This is a genomic window from Paraburkholderia sp. 31.1 (genome assembly GCF_014397645.1).
Taxonomy (GTDB): domain Bacteria; phylum Pseudomonadota; class Gammaproteobacteria; order Burkholderiales; family Burkholderiaceae; genus Paraburkholderia; species Paraburkholderia tuberum.
Genome location: NZ_VZQN01000003.1, coordinates 124,941 through 138,858 on the forward strand (window position 1 = coordinate 124,941; position 13,918 = coordinate 138,858).

At 63.1% G+C, this 13,918-nt stretch carries 13 protein-coding genes and 2 pseudogenes; 8 read left to right on the top strand and 7 right to left on the bottom strand.

Annotated features, from left to right (window positions below; genetic code table 11):
- Nucleotides 1-121: 121 nt before the first annotated feature.
- Nucleotides 122-1,603, top strand: a complete 1,482-nt coding sequence (gene zwf / locus F6X37_RS02840) for a glucose-6-phosphate dehydrogenase (protein ID WP_090806032.1) — start codon at nucleotides 122-124, stop codon at nucleotides 1,601-1,603.
- Between the two features lie 170 nt (nucleotides 1,604-1,773).
- Nucleotides 1,774-2,919, top strand: a complete 1,146-nt coding sequence (locus tag F6X37_RS02845; protein ID WP_187610238.1) for a nucleoside hydrolase — start codon at nucleotides 1,774-1,776, stop codon at nucleotides 2,917-2,919.
- A 39-nt stretch (nucleotides 2,920-2,958) separates the two neighbouring features.
- Here F6X37_RS02845 and F6X37_RS02850 read toward each other — a convergent pair whose 3' ends face one another.
- The gene (locus tag F6X37_RS02850) at nucleotides 2,959-3,915 is read right to left on the bottom strand and encodes a LysR family transcriptional regulator (protein WP_187610239.1); all 957 of its coding nucleotides are present in this window, start codon (nucleotides 3,913-3,915) and stop codon (nucleotides 2,959-2,961) included.
- A gap of 742 nt (nucleotides 3,916-4,657) precedes the next feature.
- Nucleotides 4,658-5,710, bottom strand: coding sequence for an NAD(P)-dependent alcohol dehydrogenase (locus tag F6X37_RS02855; RefSeq protein ID WP_187610240.1), 1,053 nt, complete (start codon nucleotides 5,708-5,710; stop codon nucleotides 4,658-4,660).
- 337 nt (nucleotides 5,711-6,047) lie between these two features.
- Here F6X37_RS02855 and F6X37_RS02860 point away from each other — a divergent pair, with 337 nt between their 5' ends.
- Complete coding sequence (locus tag F6X37_RS02860) at nucleotides 6,048-7,016, top strand: AraC family transcriptional regulator (RefSeq protein ID WP_026225869.1); 969 nt, start codon at nucleotides 6,048-6,050, stop codon at nucleotides 7,014-7,016.
- On the opposite strand, the gene F6X37_RS02865 is transcribed toward F6X37_RS02860, so the two are convergent.
- From F6X37_RS02865 to F6X37_RS02875, 3 genes are read right to left on the bottom strand one after another with little or no spacing between them, the layout of a single operon-like run.
- On the bottom strand, nucleotides 7,013-7,819 hold the full coding sequence (locus F6X37_RS02865) for a molybdopterin-dependent oxidoreductase (protein ID WP_090806027.1): 807 nt from the start codon (nucleotides 7,817-7,819) through the stop codon (nucleotides 7,013-7,015). The two genes, F6X37_RS02860 and F6X37_RS02865, sit on opposite strands and share 4 nt — an antisense overlap.
- Entirely contained in the window at nucleotides 7,816-8,466 is a 651-nt protein-coding gene (locus tag F6X37_RS02870) for a cytochrome b/b6 domain-containing protein (RefSeq protein ID WP_187610241.1), read from the bottom strand. The genes F6X37_RS02865 and F6X37_RS02870 overlap by 4 nt, the downstream gene beginning before the upstream one ends.
- Nucleotides 8,467-8,509: 43 nt before the next feature.
- Entirely contained in the window at nucleotides 8,510-9,151 is a 642-nt protein-coding gene (locus F6X37_RS02875; RefSeq protein ID WP_090806023.1) for a hypothetical protein, read from the bottom strand.
- A gap of 232 nt (nucleotides 9,152-9,383) precedes the next feature.
- Here F6X37_RS02875 and F6X37_RS02880 point away from each other — a divergent pair, with 232 nt between their 5' ends.
- The 3 genes from F6X37_RS02880 to F6X37_RS02890 all read left to right on the top strand — a co-directional run bounded on the left by F6X37_RS02880 (nucleotide 9,384) and on the right by F6X37_RS02890 (nucleotide 11,859).
- The gene (locus F6X37_RS02880) at nucleotides 9,384-10,055 is read left to right on the top strand and encodes a heavy metal response regulator transcription factor (RefSeq protein WP_090806021.1); all 672 of its coding nucleotides are present in this window, start codon (nucleotides 9,384-9,386) and stop codon (nucleotides 10,053-10,055) included.
- A complete protein-coding gene (locus F6X37_RS02885) occupies nucleotides 10,052-11,452 on the top strand; it encodes a heavy metal sensor histidine kinase (RefSeq protein ID WP_090806019.1) in 1,401 nt (466 codons plus the stop codon). The genes F6X37_RS02880 and F6X37_RS02885 overlap by 4 nt, the downstream gene beginning before the upstream one ends.
- Before the next feature lie 104 nt (nucleotides 11,453-11,556).
- Complete coding sequence (locus tag F6X37_RS02890; RefSeq protein ID WP_187610242.1) at nucleotides 11,557-11,859, top strand: putative quinol monooxygenase; 303 nt, start codon at nucleotides 11,557-11,559, stop codon at nucleotides 11,857-11,859.
- Between the two features lie 46 nt (nucleotides 11,860-11,905).
- On the opposite strand, the pseudogene F6X37_RS02895 reads toward F6X37_RS02890, so the two are convergent.
- Nucleotides 11,906-12,115 (bottom strand): annotated as a pseudogene (locus F6X37_RS02895) (histidine kinase); the annotation flags it as partial.
- Nucleotides 12,116-12,259: 144 nt separating this feature from the next.
- Entirely contained in the window at nucleotides 12,260-13,018 is a 759-nt protein-coding gene (locus tag F6X37_RS02900) for a GntR family transcriptional regulator (RefSeq protein ID WP_187610243.1), read from the bottom strand.
- 269 nt (nucleotides 13,019-13,287) lie between these two features.
- On the opposite strand from F6X37_RS02900, the gene F6X37_RS02905 reads away from it, so the two are divergent.
- Nucleotides 13,288-13,629, top strand: coding sequence for a UxaA family hydrolase (locus F6X37_RS02905; RefSeq protein WP_187610244.1), 342 nt, complete (start codon nucleotides 13,288-13,290; stop codon nucleotides 13,627-13,629).
- A 7-nt stretch (nucleotides 13,630-13,636) separates the two neighbouring features.
- Nucleotides 13,637-13,888, top strand: a pseudogene (locus F6X37_RS02910) (Ldh family oxidoreductase); the annotation flags it as partial.
- Nucleotides 13,889-13,918 lie beyond the last annotated feature (30 nt).

The window sequence follows — 13,918 nt, forward strand, 5'->3', positions numbered from 1 at the left end:
CTCAAAACGTTGCACCATAGATGTTTGCCGGAAAAAGCGCCATAGCGGACGTGAGCCGTAGCCCGTCCGCCCGCCGCCGATTCCTGATCGACGCCTTCCCCCTAGACGCTGCGACCGTGCCATGACGACCCAACAAGCTCCTGCCACACCTGACCTGCCGCTCGACATGATCATCTTCGGCGGCACCGGCGACCTGTCGTTCCGCAAGCTGCTGCCCGCGCTGTACATGGCGCATCTGCACTGCAACCTCCCGCCCGACACCCGCATTCTGACGATCGGGCGCAAGCCCTGGTCGCGCGAGGAATACATCAGCGAATTCATGGAGCAGAAGGCCAAGCCCTTCATCGACGAAAAAGCGTTCGACGCGTCGGCGTGGGACAAATTCCTCGCGATTTTCGAATACGTGCGGATGGACGTCGATGCGGCCGAGGACTACCTGCGCCTGAAGGAAGCGTCGCGCGACGGCGTGAACCGCGTGTTCTATCTGGCGACGTCGCCGGATCTGTTCACCCATATCTGCGACAACCTGTCGTCGGCCGGGCTCGTCGACGGCAATTCGCGGGTGGTGCTCGAAAAGCCGCTCGGCCACGATCTCGCGTCCGCTCAGGAGATCAACAACGCGGTCGGCAAGCATTTCGAAGAAGCGCAGATCTACCGGATCGACCACTACCTCGGCAAGGAAACCGTGCAGAACCTGATGGTGCTGCGCTTCGGCAATCCGATTTTCGGGCCGCTGTGGCAGGCGCCGTACATCAAGAGCGTGCAGATCACAGTGGCCGAAACGGTCGGCGTGGGCAGCCGCGCGGGGTTCTACGACAAGACCGGCGCGCTGCGCGACATGGTGCAGAACCACCTGCTGCAACTGCTGTGCATCGTCGCGATGGAGCCGCCGGTGTCGCTCGATCCCGACGCGGTGCGCGACGAAAAGCTGAAGGTGCTGCGCTCGCTGCGGCCGATGACGCCCGAGGACATCGCGCGCGACACGGTGCGCGGCCAGTACACGGCGGGCGCGGTGGATGGCGAGGCGGTCAAGGGCTACCTCGAGGAAGACAACGTGCCGGCGGGCAGCCGCGCCGAAACCTTTGTCGCGTTGCGCGCGCGGATCAACAACTGGCGCTGGGCCAACGTGCCGTTCTTCCTGCGCACCGGCAAGCGGATGCAGAAGAAGCTGTCGGAGATCGTCATCGAATTCTCCGATCTGCCGTTCTCGATCATCCCGAGCGGTGGACGAACCTACGGCAATCGTCTGGTGATCCAGTTGCAACCCGAAGAGTCGATCCAGCTGCAGGTGCTCGCGAAAGAGCCGGGCAGCGGCATGCACATGCTGCCGGTGAGCCTGAACCTCGACCTGCAGCAGGCGTTCACCGAGCGTCGCGCGGAAGCCTATGAGCGGCTTCTGATCGACGTGATCCGCGGACGTCTGACGCACTTCATGCGCCGCGACGAACTCGAAGCGGCATGGGCGTGGGCCGAGCCGATTCTCGAGGGCTGGGCGAAGTCGGGCGAGCGGCCGCGCTCATATTCGGCGGGCACGTTCGGACCGGCGGCATCGACCGCGTTGATGACGCGGGAGAACGCCGTGTGGGCGGAGGAATCGCAGTAACGGGCTTTTGACAGCGCGCTATTCGAAGCGGCTCGCGACGTGGCAGTGGCGTCGCGAGCCGCTTTTGCGTGTGCTGTCGTTGCCGCGCTGACTATTCGTCATTCATACGGCTCGCGCCTACGATGATTTCCTTGTCCGCGTCACTCAGCGGCATTCCAAACGGGGCATCGATGGGGCGAATTCTCGTGGCATTGATCTGGGCGGCAAGCGTGGCAATCACACTCGATCTCACGGCTTGCGCCAGCAGCAGTCTCGATGCCCGGAGCGATCCGCCGAAGGTGATCATCGACAGCGACTACAACACGCTCGGCGATGACGGCCAGCTCGGGGTGATGGCCGCGCAATTGCAGGCGCAGGGCGCGCTGAAAGTGCTCGGCATTACCGTGGTGTCGGGCAATCAGTGGCTGAAGCAAGGTGTTGCCGATGCGCTGAAATCGGTCGAACGACTCGGCGTCGAACAACAGATCGGCGTCTATGCGGGCGCCAACTACGCACTGACGCACGACTTCAAAACGATCCAGCGGGAACTGAAGGAATTCCCCGGCGGCGATGGCTATGTTGGCGCATGGAGCAAGCCCGAGCCGAAATCGGCTAGCGACCTCGTCGCGCCGCCGGACGGCTTCGCGACGCACACGAAGGTGCAGAGCCAGAGCGCGATCGACTTCATCGCCGAATCGGTCGAGCGGTACCCGGGCGAGGTGACGATCCTCGCGATCGGCCCGCTGACCAACATCGCGTTGGCCACGCGCGAGCATCCCGAGATCGTGCCGCTGATCAAGCAGATCATTTACATGGGCGGCGCGATCGACGTGCGTGGCAATACCACGCCCGCCGCCGAATTCAACTGGTGGTTCGATCCCGCAGCGGCGAAAGCGGTGCTGCGTCTGCCGATCAAACAGACGGTGATTCCGCTCGACGTGACGGATACCGTGAAAATGGACAAGGCACTGTACGATCGCGTCGCGCACGATCCGGCGAAGCAGACCATCATCACGCAACTGTTCAGGACGCTGAACGGCTACGGATACGACGGCAAGAACGGCTTCGAGACCAATCCGAACTACACGACGAACATCTGGGACACGCTGACGCTCGCTTATCTGATGCATCCGTCGTTCGCGACGCAGACCGTCGAGGAGTGGGTGGATGTGGATACGGGCTTCGGCGCCAACGATGGCAAGGCAAGGGGCTACACGAGTTCGCCGCCGCCGGGTTTGCAGAAGATGACGGTCGTCAAACGATTTGATAATCCGGCGTTTTTTAATTTCTATGTCGATCTGTTGACGCGGCCGGTGCCGGTGCGGCCGTTGGACTAGCCAACGCGCGAGCGCCGCGCGCCCGGACCCGCACCCGCTTCACGCGGGATGCAGGCCGCGCAGCAACTGACGCACGCGCGACAGATCCTGCTCGACGTGGCCGGCTTTCTCGAACAGCTCCGCGAGCCAATCGACGAACGCGCGCACGCGCGGCGACACGCGGCGGTTCTTCACATACGCGACCGAGACCGGCATCGGCACGGGTTTCCATTGCGGCAGCACTTCATGCAGCAAGCCCGAATCGAGGTAAGGCTGCGCGGCGATGCGCGCGGGCTGGATCATGCCGAGGCCTTGCAGTCCGCAGGTCAGGTACGCCTGTCCGTCGCTGACTTGTACGAAGCCGTTGAGCTTGACCTTGCGCGCTTCGCCGCCCACTTCGAAATCGAAGTCGCATTCGCGGCCGCTATGCGGCGACACGCAGTTGACCGCGACGTGCGCGCGCAGATCATCGAGATCGGCGGGCGTGCCGTGGCGGGCCAGGTAGGCCGGACTCGCGCAGGTGACCTGATCGAGCGTGCCGAGTTGCCGCGCGACGAGATTGGAATCGGGCAATTCACCGAGCTGGATGCTGCAGTCGATTGCTTCGGCGACCAGATCGACGGTGCGGTTGCTGACGCCGATCGCGAGGTCGAGGTTCGGGTAACGGGTGTGGAAGTCGTCTAGCGACGGGAGCACGATTGCACTCGCTACCGCGCTGGGCATTTCGATGCGGAGGCGGCCGGTCAGGTTGTCGGTCGAATTACGGAGGCTGGCTTCCATTTCGTCGATGTCGGCCAGGATTTGCGCGCAGCGTTCGTAATAGGCGGCGCCCTCCGGCGTGATGCTCAGGCGGCGCGTCGTACGGACTAACAGCGCTGTGCCCAGCAGGGCTTCCAGGTTCTGGACGATCGTCGTCGCCGTTGCGCGCGGAATGTTTAATGACTCCGCTGCGCGGGTGAAGCTGTTGGTGTCCACAATTCGGATGAATGTGCGCATTGCAGTTATTCTGTCGATCACTGGGATGCTCCAAATGGTTTTCTCTTTTTTTGCCTGCGGCGGATTTGTCTTTGTTCTTGTGGTGTTGGCCTTTCCTTGCTGACTTATCGGTCTATTAGCGTTGCCCCTGTGCGGGGCGGCACCTACTTTCTTTGCTGCTGCAAAGAAAGTAGGCAAAGAAGACAGCTCAAACCGCCAATTCTTAAGCGGGCACCGTGCTCCACGAATGGCAGTGGTGCATCTGGAATCCGTGCCCCCGCACATTCCACGGCAGTGACAAAGCCGTCATCCATCCCACTCCGCACTACGTGCGTCGCGGACGCGTACGCAAGGGAAACCAGGCTGTTTTTTTATGTTAGTGGGACCATCGGCTGCGCCTCGGCGACGCGCCGAAACGACCAATGGTTTGAGAACAGCGCTTCGGCGCGCGCAGCGCCGCCGGAAGAATGATGGCCTTGTCACTAACGCGGAGTGTGCGGGAACACAGATTCCAGATGCACCACTACCCGAGGTGGACAAAGGGACCCGCTTAAGAGTTAGCGGTTTGAGCTGTCTTCTTTGCCTACTTTCTTTGCAGCAGCAAAGAAAGTAGGTGCCGCCCCGCACAGGGGCAACGCTAATAGACCGACAAGAAATCAAGGAAAGGCCAACGCCCTAAGAACACAGAAAAAAGTGCGAAGGCAAAAAAAAACACAACAACAAAACAGAACCCCGCGCCGCAGGCGCAAAAAAACCACCCGCTGCGCGGCCAAAAAAGTTGCTATTACTTCCGCATCGAATCCATATCAACCACAAACCGATACTTCACATCGCTCTTGAGCATGCGCTCATAAGCTTCATTGATCTTCTGCATCGGAATCATTTCAATATCAGAAGTAATGCCATGCTCGCCACAGAAATCGAGCATCTCCTGCGTCTCGGCAATACCGCCAATCAGCGAACCAGCAAGGCGCCGCCGCTTGAAGATCAGATTGAACACCTGCGGCGACGGATGATCGTGCTCCGGAGCCCCCACCAACGTCATCGTCGCGTCACGCTTGAGCAGATTCAAAAACGGATTCAGATCATGCTGCGCAGCCACCGTATTGAGAATGAAATCGAAGCTATTCACATGCGCTTCCATCTCCTGCGGATTCTTCGAAACCACGACTTCATGCGCGCCAAGCCGCTTCGCATCCTCGATCTTCGACGGCGAAGTCGTAAACAGCACGACATGCGCGCCCATCGCCCGAGCGAGCTTCACACCCATATGGCCGAGTCCACCGAGGCCGACAATCCCGACTTTCTTGCCCGGGCCCACGCCCCACGTGCGTAGCGGCGAATACGTGGTGATGCCCGCGCACAGCAGCGGCGCGACACCCGCGGCGTCGAGATTCCGCGGCACGCGCAGCGTAAAAGCCTCATCGACGACCAGTTGCGTCGAATAGCCACCGTAAGTGACCTGTCCGTCGACGCGATCGACACCGTTATACGTGCCCACCCAACCGTTCTCGCAATACTGCTCGAGACCTTCCGCGCAGCTCGAACAGGTGCGGCACGAATCGACCAGACAGCCGACCGCGACCAGTTCACCGACCTTGTACTTCGTCACGTTCGGACCAACCGCGGTCACACGGCCTACGATCTCGTGGCCCGGCACGACCGGGTAGATCGTGTTCTTCCATTCGTTGCGCGCCTGATGCAGGTCGGAATGGCACACGCCGCAGTACAGCACTTCCATCTGCACGTCGTGGGCGCGGGGTGCGCGGCGCTGGATTTCAAATGGGGCGAGCGGCGCGGTCGCGTCGGTCGCTGCATAGGCATACGTCGTGCTCATGGATGGCTCCAGCAAAGAGGGTGATGGCGTAACATGCGACGCGCCGACGATGCGCAACACTGGGTTGCGGATGCGGCGGGCCGCAGCATGAACCGGGATCGGGGCGCGAGCGTTGGGGGCCGCCGTTGGCAAGCTGTCGGCGCATGGCGGTCGATGACCGCGCATGCTGCGCGCGTCGAAAAAGGCGATCCGGCAGGGTTCCCATCTTAGGGACCCGGCGCTGCCCGGGGAATACCTGATCGTCTTGAAGGTTTGCCTAAAACTCTGGAGGGGCAGCGCGACAGGCTGTTTGATGCTAAATTTCAAGCATTATTCTCTTGGCCGTCGCCATATCGTCATGTCCACTCAAGCTGTCGGTTCCATTCCGGAAGACCCCGCGCAACGCCGCTTGCTCGAACTGTTCAACCTGCTCGCGCCGAATGCCGGCATGACGCGCTCGAGCCTCGAAGGCGTCAGCCTGCTGCGCGCGAATCGTCCGATGCCGCGCATGCCGGTCATGTACGAGCCGAGCATCGTGATCGTCTGTCAGGGGCGCAAGCGCGGCTATCTCGGCGATCAGGTGTTCCAGTACGACGCGCAGCAGTACCTGGTGCTGTCGGTGCCGTTGCCGTTCGAATGCGAGACCGAGGCAAGCGAACAGGAGCCGTTTCTCGGCATGTCGGTGCGCGTCGATCTGACGATGGTCGCCGAACTGCTGATGGCGCTCAACGAAACCCAGGGCCTCGCGCAATACGAACCGGCCGGCATGTATTCGACGCCGCTCGATGCCGCACTGAGCAGCGCGGTGCAGCGTCTGCTGGAGGCGCTCGCGTCGCCGCTCGACGCGCAAATCCTGGCGCCTGGCATCGTCCGGGAAATCTGTTATCGCGTGTTGACCGGCGAGCAGGGCGGCGCGATTCGCGCGGCGCTCACGCATCAGAATCACTTTGGCCGCATCGCGAAGGCGCTGCGGCGCATTCATGCGGACTACCACGCGTCGCTCGACGTCGATACGCTCGCGGCCGAGGCCGGCATGAGCCTCGCGGTGTTTCATGCGCAATTCAAGGCGGTCACCGCGACCTCGCCGATGCAGTACGTGAAGACCACGCGTCTGCATCACGCGCGTCTGTTGATGGTGCAGGATGGCTTGAATGCGGGCGCGGCCGCCGTGCGGGTCGGTTACGAAAGCGCGTCGCAGTTCAGCCGCGAGTTCAAGCGGCTGTTCGGCCTGAGTCCCGTCGACGAGGTCAAGCGCATGCGCGTCGCTCACGATGCGCCGCCGCCGCGCGCGCACAAGCCGGTGCCGCGTTATGTGACCGCGGTCTAAAGCCCGCTGAACCAGTTGTAGCCCTGATCTTCCCAGTAGCCGCCCGGGTTCGTGTTGGTCACGAAGATCGCGGCGATGTGCTTCGGGTTCTTGAAGCCGAGCTTGGTCGGCACGCGCAGCTTCAGCGGATAGCCGTATCTGGCCGGCAGCGGCGCGTTGCGGAAATCGAGCGTCAATTGCGTTTGCGGATGCAGCGCGGTCGCCATGTCGAGGCTCGAGTAATAGCGGTCCGCGCATTTGAAACCGACGTAGCGCGCGCTCAGATCGGCACCGATCAGTTCGAGAAACGTGCGAAACGGCACGCCGCTCCATTGTCCGATCGCGCTCCATCCTTCGATGCACACGTGACGCGTGATCTGCGAGACCTGCGGCAACCTGCGCAGCTGCTCGAGACTCCAGCCGCGTTTATCCGCGACGAGCCCCGATACTTCGAGCCGATAGGTCGAGCCGTCGATATCGGGCGCGTCGAACTCGGGATAGAACGCGTTGAACGGAAACGGATCGGTGACATCGCGCGCCGAATAGGTCGGCGCGAGTTTGTTGCGATTGAACAGCCACGCCTGCACGCGGTCGTTCCAGCGCGACATCGCCCATAGCACCTTGTCGACGGAATCGTTGTCCTGCAGGTTGCAGCCGGACAGCATCGCGAGCGCGCCGATCGATAGCGACGAGCGCAGAAACAAGCGGCGTTGCAACTGCTCGATCCGCGGCCGGTGCTCGGCAAGCACGATGCGTGAGCGGCGCGCGTCTTCTGTATTGGCGTGCGTATCGTTCGCCGTGTCGGTTCGTTGCGGGGCGCTCATGCGCGAGTCCTCTGGGAGGCTTGATCGATGCGCTGCGCATTGCGCCGGGCGCGTCCGGTGACCATCGGCGGCAACGTGCGCGGCACCAGCAGCACCAGCAGCAGATGCACGACGACAAAGCCGACCACGCCGGCCATCGCGACGAAATGCACGCGGCGCGCAAAATCGAAGCCGCCGAACAGCGCGGTTAGCCACGACAATTGCACCGGCTTCCAGATCGATAGTCCCGATGCGACCAGCAGCAAGCCGAGCAGCAGTACCAGCAGATACAACGCGCGCTGCACGGCGTTGTACTTGCCGGTTTCGTGCGGCAGTCTTAGGCGCAACGCGAGCGCCGCGTCGCGCGCCAGCTCGCGGGCACGCACCGGCAGCAGCTTGCGACGCAAATGGCCGCTCGCGACGCCATACGCGAGATACAGCAGGCCGTTCGCGCACAGCAGCCACATCGCCGCGAAGTGCCATGCGATCGAGCCGCCGAGCCATCCGCCGACCGTCGCCCACACGGGGAACCGGAACGGAAAGATCGGCGACGCGTTATAAATCGCCCAGCCGCTCATCACCATGCAGACCATCGCGAATGCATTGATCCAGTGCGTCACGCGAACGACGAGGGGATGAACGACCAGAAATGCTTGCGAGTCGGGCATAGTCTTCAAAGACGAGGGGGAGGAAGACGAACGACGCGCCGCTTTACATCGGCGGCGTCACGCCATGCTCGCCGGCCGAAATGAAATTCGCCGCCATCGCGCCGTCCGCTTCCTTGTGCGCGAACAGCACGACCTTCGTGCCGGGCGTGAGCAACGCGCGGTTGCCCGGCTCCAGACTGACGATGGGCACGTCCTGCGGAATCACGATCTTCTTCTCGCCATCCTTGTACTTGATGGTAATCGTGCGGCCGTTGCTGACCACGAGCGAGCCGACCGTGCCGTTCGTCATCGTGCTGTTCGCGCCGAGATCCCACGGCCGATGACCTTCGCCCGAACCGCGCATGCTCGGCGGGAATACATGCACTTCGAGCGCCTTCAACGTGCCGTCGGGCTGCGGAATCGCGGCGGTGCCGACGTAGCTGTCCGGCTTGATGTCGCTGACGTTGGCGAGCGTGACGCCGCGAATCGGCGTGTCGGCGGCCAGCTTCACGTCGACGTCCTGACCATTGCGCGTGTGGACTTTGAGCAGATCGCCCGACAGCGACGTCACCGTGCCGCGCACGCCGGTCGGCGCGGCGGTCTGGGCCGAAGCCGCGAACGTCGTCGCGAGCAGCACGGCGGCGAGTGCGGGGACGGCGAGGGCGCGCAGCGTTCGTGCGCGGGCGATCTTCATACGGGTCTTCATGAGGCAACTCCAGGAAGGGATGCAGCGTGGTGGACGGTGCGTTCAGACTAGCCGTCGCATCGGCTCGTCAGAGTGACGGGAGGATGACAAAAACGTCATCAAGGGTCGATGGCGGCCACGTAGAATGGCCGCCGGGAGCGCTGCGGTTGTTCTCGAGCGCTGTCATCAGGCTTTTTTGCGCGGGCGAGCGCGGCCTTTACGGTCGCATCGCGCGAGAGGAGCAGTGAGCATCATGAGCATTCTGGTCATCGAAGACGATCCGAAAACCGGCGACTATCTGAAGAAGGGCCTGCGCGAGCATGGCTACGCGGTCGACCTCGCGCGCACCGGCACGGACGGCCTGCATCTGGCGCTCGAGCATGAATACGAACTGGTCGTTCTCGACGTGATGCTGCCCGGCATCGACGGTTGGGAAATCATGCGGGCGTTGCGTGCGCGGCGCGATCTGCGGGTGATTTTCCTGACCGCGCGCGATCAGGTCAGCGACCGCATTCGCGGTCTCGAACTCGGCGCCGACGACTACCTGGTCAAACCGTTTTCGTTTACCGAGCTGGTGCTGCGCGTTCGCACGCTGTTGCGCCGTGGCGTAATCCGCGAGAGCGACGTGTTCGAAGTCGCCGACCTCAAGCTCGACGTATTGCGCCGCCGGGTCACGCGCGAGGGCGTCGACATTGCGCTGACCAACAAGGAGTTCATGCTGCTGCATCTGCTGGTGCGCCGCGAGGGCGAAGCGCTGTCACGTTCGCAGATCGCGTCGGAAGTGTGGGACATGAACTTCGATAGCGACACCAACGTGGTCGACGTGGCGATCAAGCGCTTGCGCGCAAAGGTCGATCACCCGTTCGGGAAGAAGCTGATTCACACGGTGCGCAGCATCGGCTACACGTTCGGCGACGGCGCATGAAACTCTGGAGCGAACGCTCGCTGATCGCGCGCACCACGTTGCTGTTCGCACTGATCGCCTGCGCGGTGATCGGCTCGCTCGGCGCGTATTTCTATCATTCCGCCGAAGTCTCGCTGCAACGCCGCGCCGACGTCGTGCTGAGCGGCCGTGTCGAGCATTTCAGCCGCATCGTGCACGACCTTTATTCGGTCAGCGAATTAAAAAAGCGCCCGCTGCTGTTCGAGACGATGCTCGGCGCGGAAGAGGACGTGCTGATCTTCCGGCGGCCGGGCGAAGCGCCGTTCGTCGACGTGAATCCGGGCAGGCTCGCGGTGCCTGATCTACAGGTCGGCCCGGCGGGCAATCCGCCGGGTGCCGCCGACATGCGTCAAACGCGCCTCTCCGACGGCGTGCCGGTGCATTGGGCGATTGCGACCGCGACAGCGCGCGAGGATGGCGCCGAAGTCGCGGTGATCGCAGGCCATCCGATGACGAACGAAATGCGCATGCTGGACGAATACCGCAACCGCATCGTGCTGGCGACGCTGAGCGGCATGCTGGCCGCGACGCTGCTCGCTTACGGCGTGCTGCGCCGCGCGCTGCGACCGGTTCGCGAGATCGCCACGCGGGCCGCGCAAATCAGTCCGACGAACCTGGCGGTCCGGCTCGACGACGAAGCGGCGCCGGTGGAACTGCGTCAACTTACGCAGGCGTTCAACGCGATGCTCGATCGTCTCGCCGACGGCTATCAACGCCTGCAGCAGTTTTCCGCCGATCTCGCGCACGAGATTCGCACGCCGGTCGGCGCGCTGGTCGGCCAAACCCAGGTGGCGCTCGCGCAGCCGCGCGAAGCCGACGAATATCAGCACCTGCTCGAATCGAATCTCGAGGAGTTGAATCGCCTGAGCCATATCGCGGAGAACATCCTGTTTCTCGCGCATGCGGATCATGCGGCGTTGTCGATCGAGCGGCAGCCGGTCGATCTGCGTGGCGAGCTCATCAGGATCGCCGACTATTTCGAAGGCCTGGCCGACGAACGCGGGATGCGTTTCGAAGTCGACGCGGCGGGCGTCGCGTCTGCCAATCCGATGCTGTGCCGCCGCGCCATCAACAATCTGGTCGTCAACGCGGTGCGTTACGGCGCGGGCGACACGATCGTGCGCCTGCGCGGCGCGCAGGACGAAGCAGGCGCGCTGGTGACGGTCGAAAACGAGGGCGAGCCGATTCCCGCCATGCAACTCGACCGGCTGTTCGACCGCTTCTATCGCGGCGACGCGGCGCGCAGCGCGTTCACCGAATCGAACGGACTCGGGCTCGCGATCGTGAAGGCGATCATGCATCTGCATGGCGGCAGCGCGCGTGTGGTGTGTCCGCTGCCAGGCGTCGTGCGCTTCGAGCTGCGCTTTCCGGGCGCGTGACTTGCTAGCGGGGTAAGTCCGGCGCCGCCTCAGCCGACGCCGCCTATACTTTTCAAAGCGCTTTGAAAGGACCGTTCGCTGCCGAACTCACCAGGAGTCGCATCATGGTCAAGCTCGCTTTGTATGTCCGTCTGGAAGCCAAGCCCGGTAAGGAAAAGGAAGTCGAGGCGTTTCTGCTCGGCGGCCTGCGGCTCGTCGAGCAGGAGCCGGCCACCGCCGCGTGGTTCGGTCTGAAGCTCGGTCCGTCGACGTACGCCATTTTCGACGCGTTCGAAGACGAAGCCGGCCGCGACGCGCATCTGAACGGCAAGGTCGCGGCCGCGTTGATGGAGAAGGCGGGCGAGCTGTTCGCGTCGCCACCGAGCATCGTCAAGCTGGATGTGCTCGCGGCCAAATTGCCGGGCTGAGGTTGAGCGTTGCGTTGGCGTGGTGAACGCCTGACGCCGGCGAGCGTTACTTCGCCGCCGCGTCCGCCCCCGGCTGCGCCTCGTAGTGCGCGCGCTTTTCCTCGTACATCAGCAGGTCGGCGTGCTGCACGCCCGCTTCCAGCCGATCGCCGCGCTGGCAGGTTGCCGCGCCCATCGAGAAGCTCAGCGGCGAGCCCGGATAGAACTGGTTGTTCATCTCGACGAGCTGGCGGATCGCGTCGATCATCGCGGAGCCGCTCGTGAGGGTATCCAGCATGAGGTTCTCGGGGGCGGAAGTGCGGCTATTTTAGACAGGTTGGCGCCGGCCGAAAATGAAAGACGATTGGCCTGTCGTTTTTGCGCAGATGTGATGTGAAGCGCAGGCAGCGACCGAGGTCCGCTATTTCTGATCGTCGCGCGCCGCGCGCGTGCCGATGTACTCGTACTCCTCGGTATTGAGCCGCGACATGCGCAGTTCGACCGCGCTGCGGCGATACGAGTACGCGATGCGCCGGATCTCGAGCAGCGGCGCGCCGACTTCGACGCCTAGTTGTGTGCTTTCGAGCTCATTGGCGAGCGCAACGCTCACATGCTCATCGGTCTCGACCACGTTGATGCCGAAACCGTCCTGATAGAAGTTGTACAGCGTGTTCGGCCGGTTGCGCAGCTTGCTTTCCGTCAAGCCGGGAAACAGCGCTTCGGGCACGGTGATATGTTCGATCAGCACGGTCTTGCCGTGCAGCGCGAGCCCGTTGACGAACTGCAGAACGCGCGCGCCGGTGTCGATGCCGAGCGCGGCGGCCGCCTCGCGCGAGGCACGCGCCTTCCTGAACCCGACCAGCGTGACGACCGGGTAGGCCTTGTCGCCGTCGCGCCGTACGATGCGAAAGAAGCGGAAGAAGTGCCGGTCGCGCTGATGCATCGCCACGAACGTGCCGAGCCCCTGATGACGGATCAGAATGTTCTCGGCGCACAGTTCGTCGATGGCTTTGCGCAGCGTGCCGATCGACACGCCGAAGCGTTCGGCGAGGCGCTTTTCCGACGGAATGCATTCGCCGCCTTTCCATTCGCCGGCCGCCAGCGCCGCGAGAATCGCGCTCTTGACCTCCTTGTACCGTGTGCCTCCCACTGCGGGCGCATTGATCGCGAGCGTGCTCATGAAAACCTCTGGGATACGCGAGTCGTGCCGCTCGCCGGGGTTGAACCTGCCCTGATTCTAAACGACCAGGTCATCTAATCCATCTGGATGAATCGTATGTTGTCGGTGAATCGCGACAACAGCCCGGTTCTCGCCCAGTCGTCTAACACATATATATGACCTAGTTGACATTGGGTAAGTCGCCGCCTAATATCGATTCACCGCGGCGCACCTGGCTGCGCTGCCCCGGCGACACCCTCACCGCATTCAAACTACGAACGGAGACGCTCATGAGCAATCCCACGGCAGACATCAACGACACCGCAGCGGGCGCGTCGGCGCCGCGCAGAACGATCCACATCGTGCTGCACGAGGCGAAAGACACGGTCGGCGTGGCGGTGGTCGAGGGCATCAAGGCGGGTACGCTGCTCAACGCATGGATCATGGACGACGACGAAATCGTCACCGTGCCGGCGAAGCAGGACATTCCGATCGGTCACAAGATCGCGCTGAAGGACATGGCCGTTGGCGACACGGTGTTCAAGTACGGCGTCGACATCGGCAAGGTGGTCGCGCCGATCAAGGCCGGCGAGCACGCCCACGTGCACAACATCAAGACGAAGCGCTGGTAGGCAGAGCAGCGCCGCGCTCGACGGCATGATGCTGCCGTTCGGCGGCGCGAAAGGCGCGATGCTGGCGCTGGTGGTCGAACTGCTGGCCGCCGCGCTGAGCGGCGCGAACTTCGGCTGCGAAGCGGGCTCGTTCCTGACCGAGGAGGGCCAGCGCTCGCGCATCGGCCACCTGTTCCGGGTGATCGACCCGGGCGCGCTGGCCGGCGACGACGCGTATCTGTCGCGTGTCGAGGCGCTGATCGAGATCGCCCGACTGGACACGCCATCGAAAAAAGCGCATAGCTGAAAG

Coding starts and splice junctions, on each gene's coding strand:
- F6X37_RS02905 (WP_187610244.1), top strand. CDS start 13,288: ATGAGCAATCCCACGGCAGACATCAACGACACCGCAGCGGGCGCGTCG.
- F6X37_RS02880 (WP_090806021.1), top strand. CDS start 9,384: ATGAGCATTCTGGTCATCGAAGACGATCCGAAAACCGGCGACTATCTG.
- F6X37_RS02855 (WP_187610240.1), bottom strand. CDS start 5,710: ATGAGCACGACGTATGCCTATGCAGCGACCGACGCGACCGCGCCGCTC.
- zwf (WP_090806032.1), top strand. CDS start 122: ATGACGACCCAACAAGCTCCTGCCACACCTGACCTGCCGCTCGACATG.
- F6X37_RS02870 (WP_187610241.1), bottom strand. CDS start 8,466: ATGCCCGACTCGCAAGCATTTCTGGTCGTTCATCCCCTCGTCGTTCGC.
- F6X37_RS02890 (WP_187610242.1), top strand. CDS start 11,557: ATGGTCAAGCTCGCTTTGTATGTCCGTCTGGAAGCCAAGCCCGGTAAG.
- F6X37_RS02845 (WP_187610238.1), top strand. CDS start 1,774: ATGGGGCGAATTCTCGTGGCATTGATCTGGGCGGCAAGCGTGGCAATC.
- F6X37_RS02860 (WP_026225869.1), top strand. CDS start 6,048: ATGTCCACTCAAGCTGTCGGTTCCATTCCGGAAGACCCCGCGCAACGC.
- F6X37_RS02865 (WP_090806027.1), bottom strand. CDS start 7,819: ATGAGCGCCCCGCAACGAACCGACACGGCGAACGATACGCACGCCAAT.
- F6X37_RS02900 (WP_187610243.1), bottom strand. CDS start 13,018: ATGAGCACGCTCGCGATCAATGCGCCCGCAGTGGGAGGCACACGGTAC.
- F6X37_RS02885 (WP_090806019.1), top strand. CDS start 10,052: ATGAAACTCTGGAGCGAACGCTCGCTGATCGCGCGCACCACGTTGCTG.
- F6X37_RS02875 (WP_090806023.1), bottom strand. CDS start 9,151: ATGAAGACCCGTATGAAGATCGCCCGCGCACGAACGCTGCGCGCCCTC.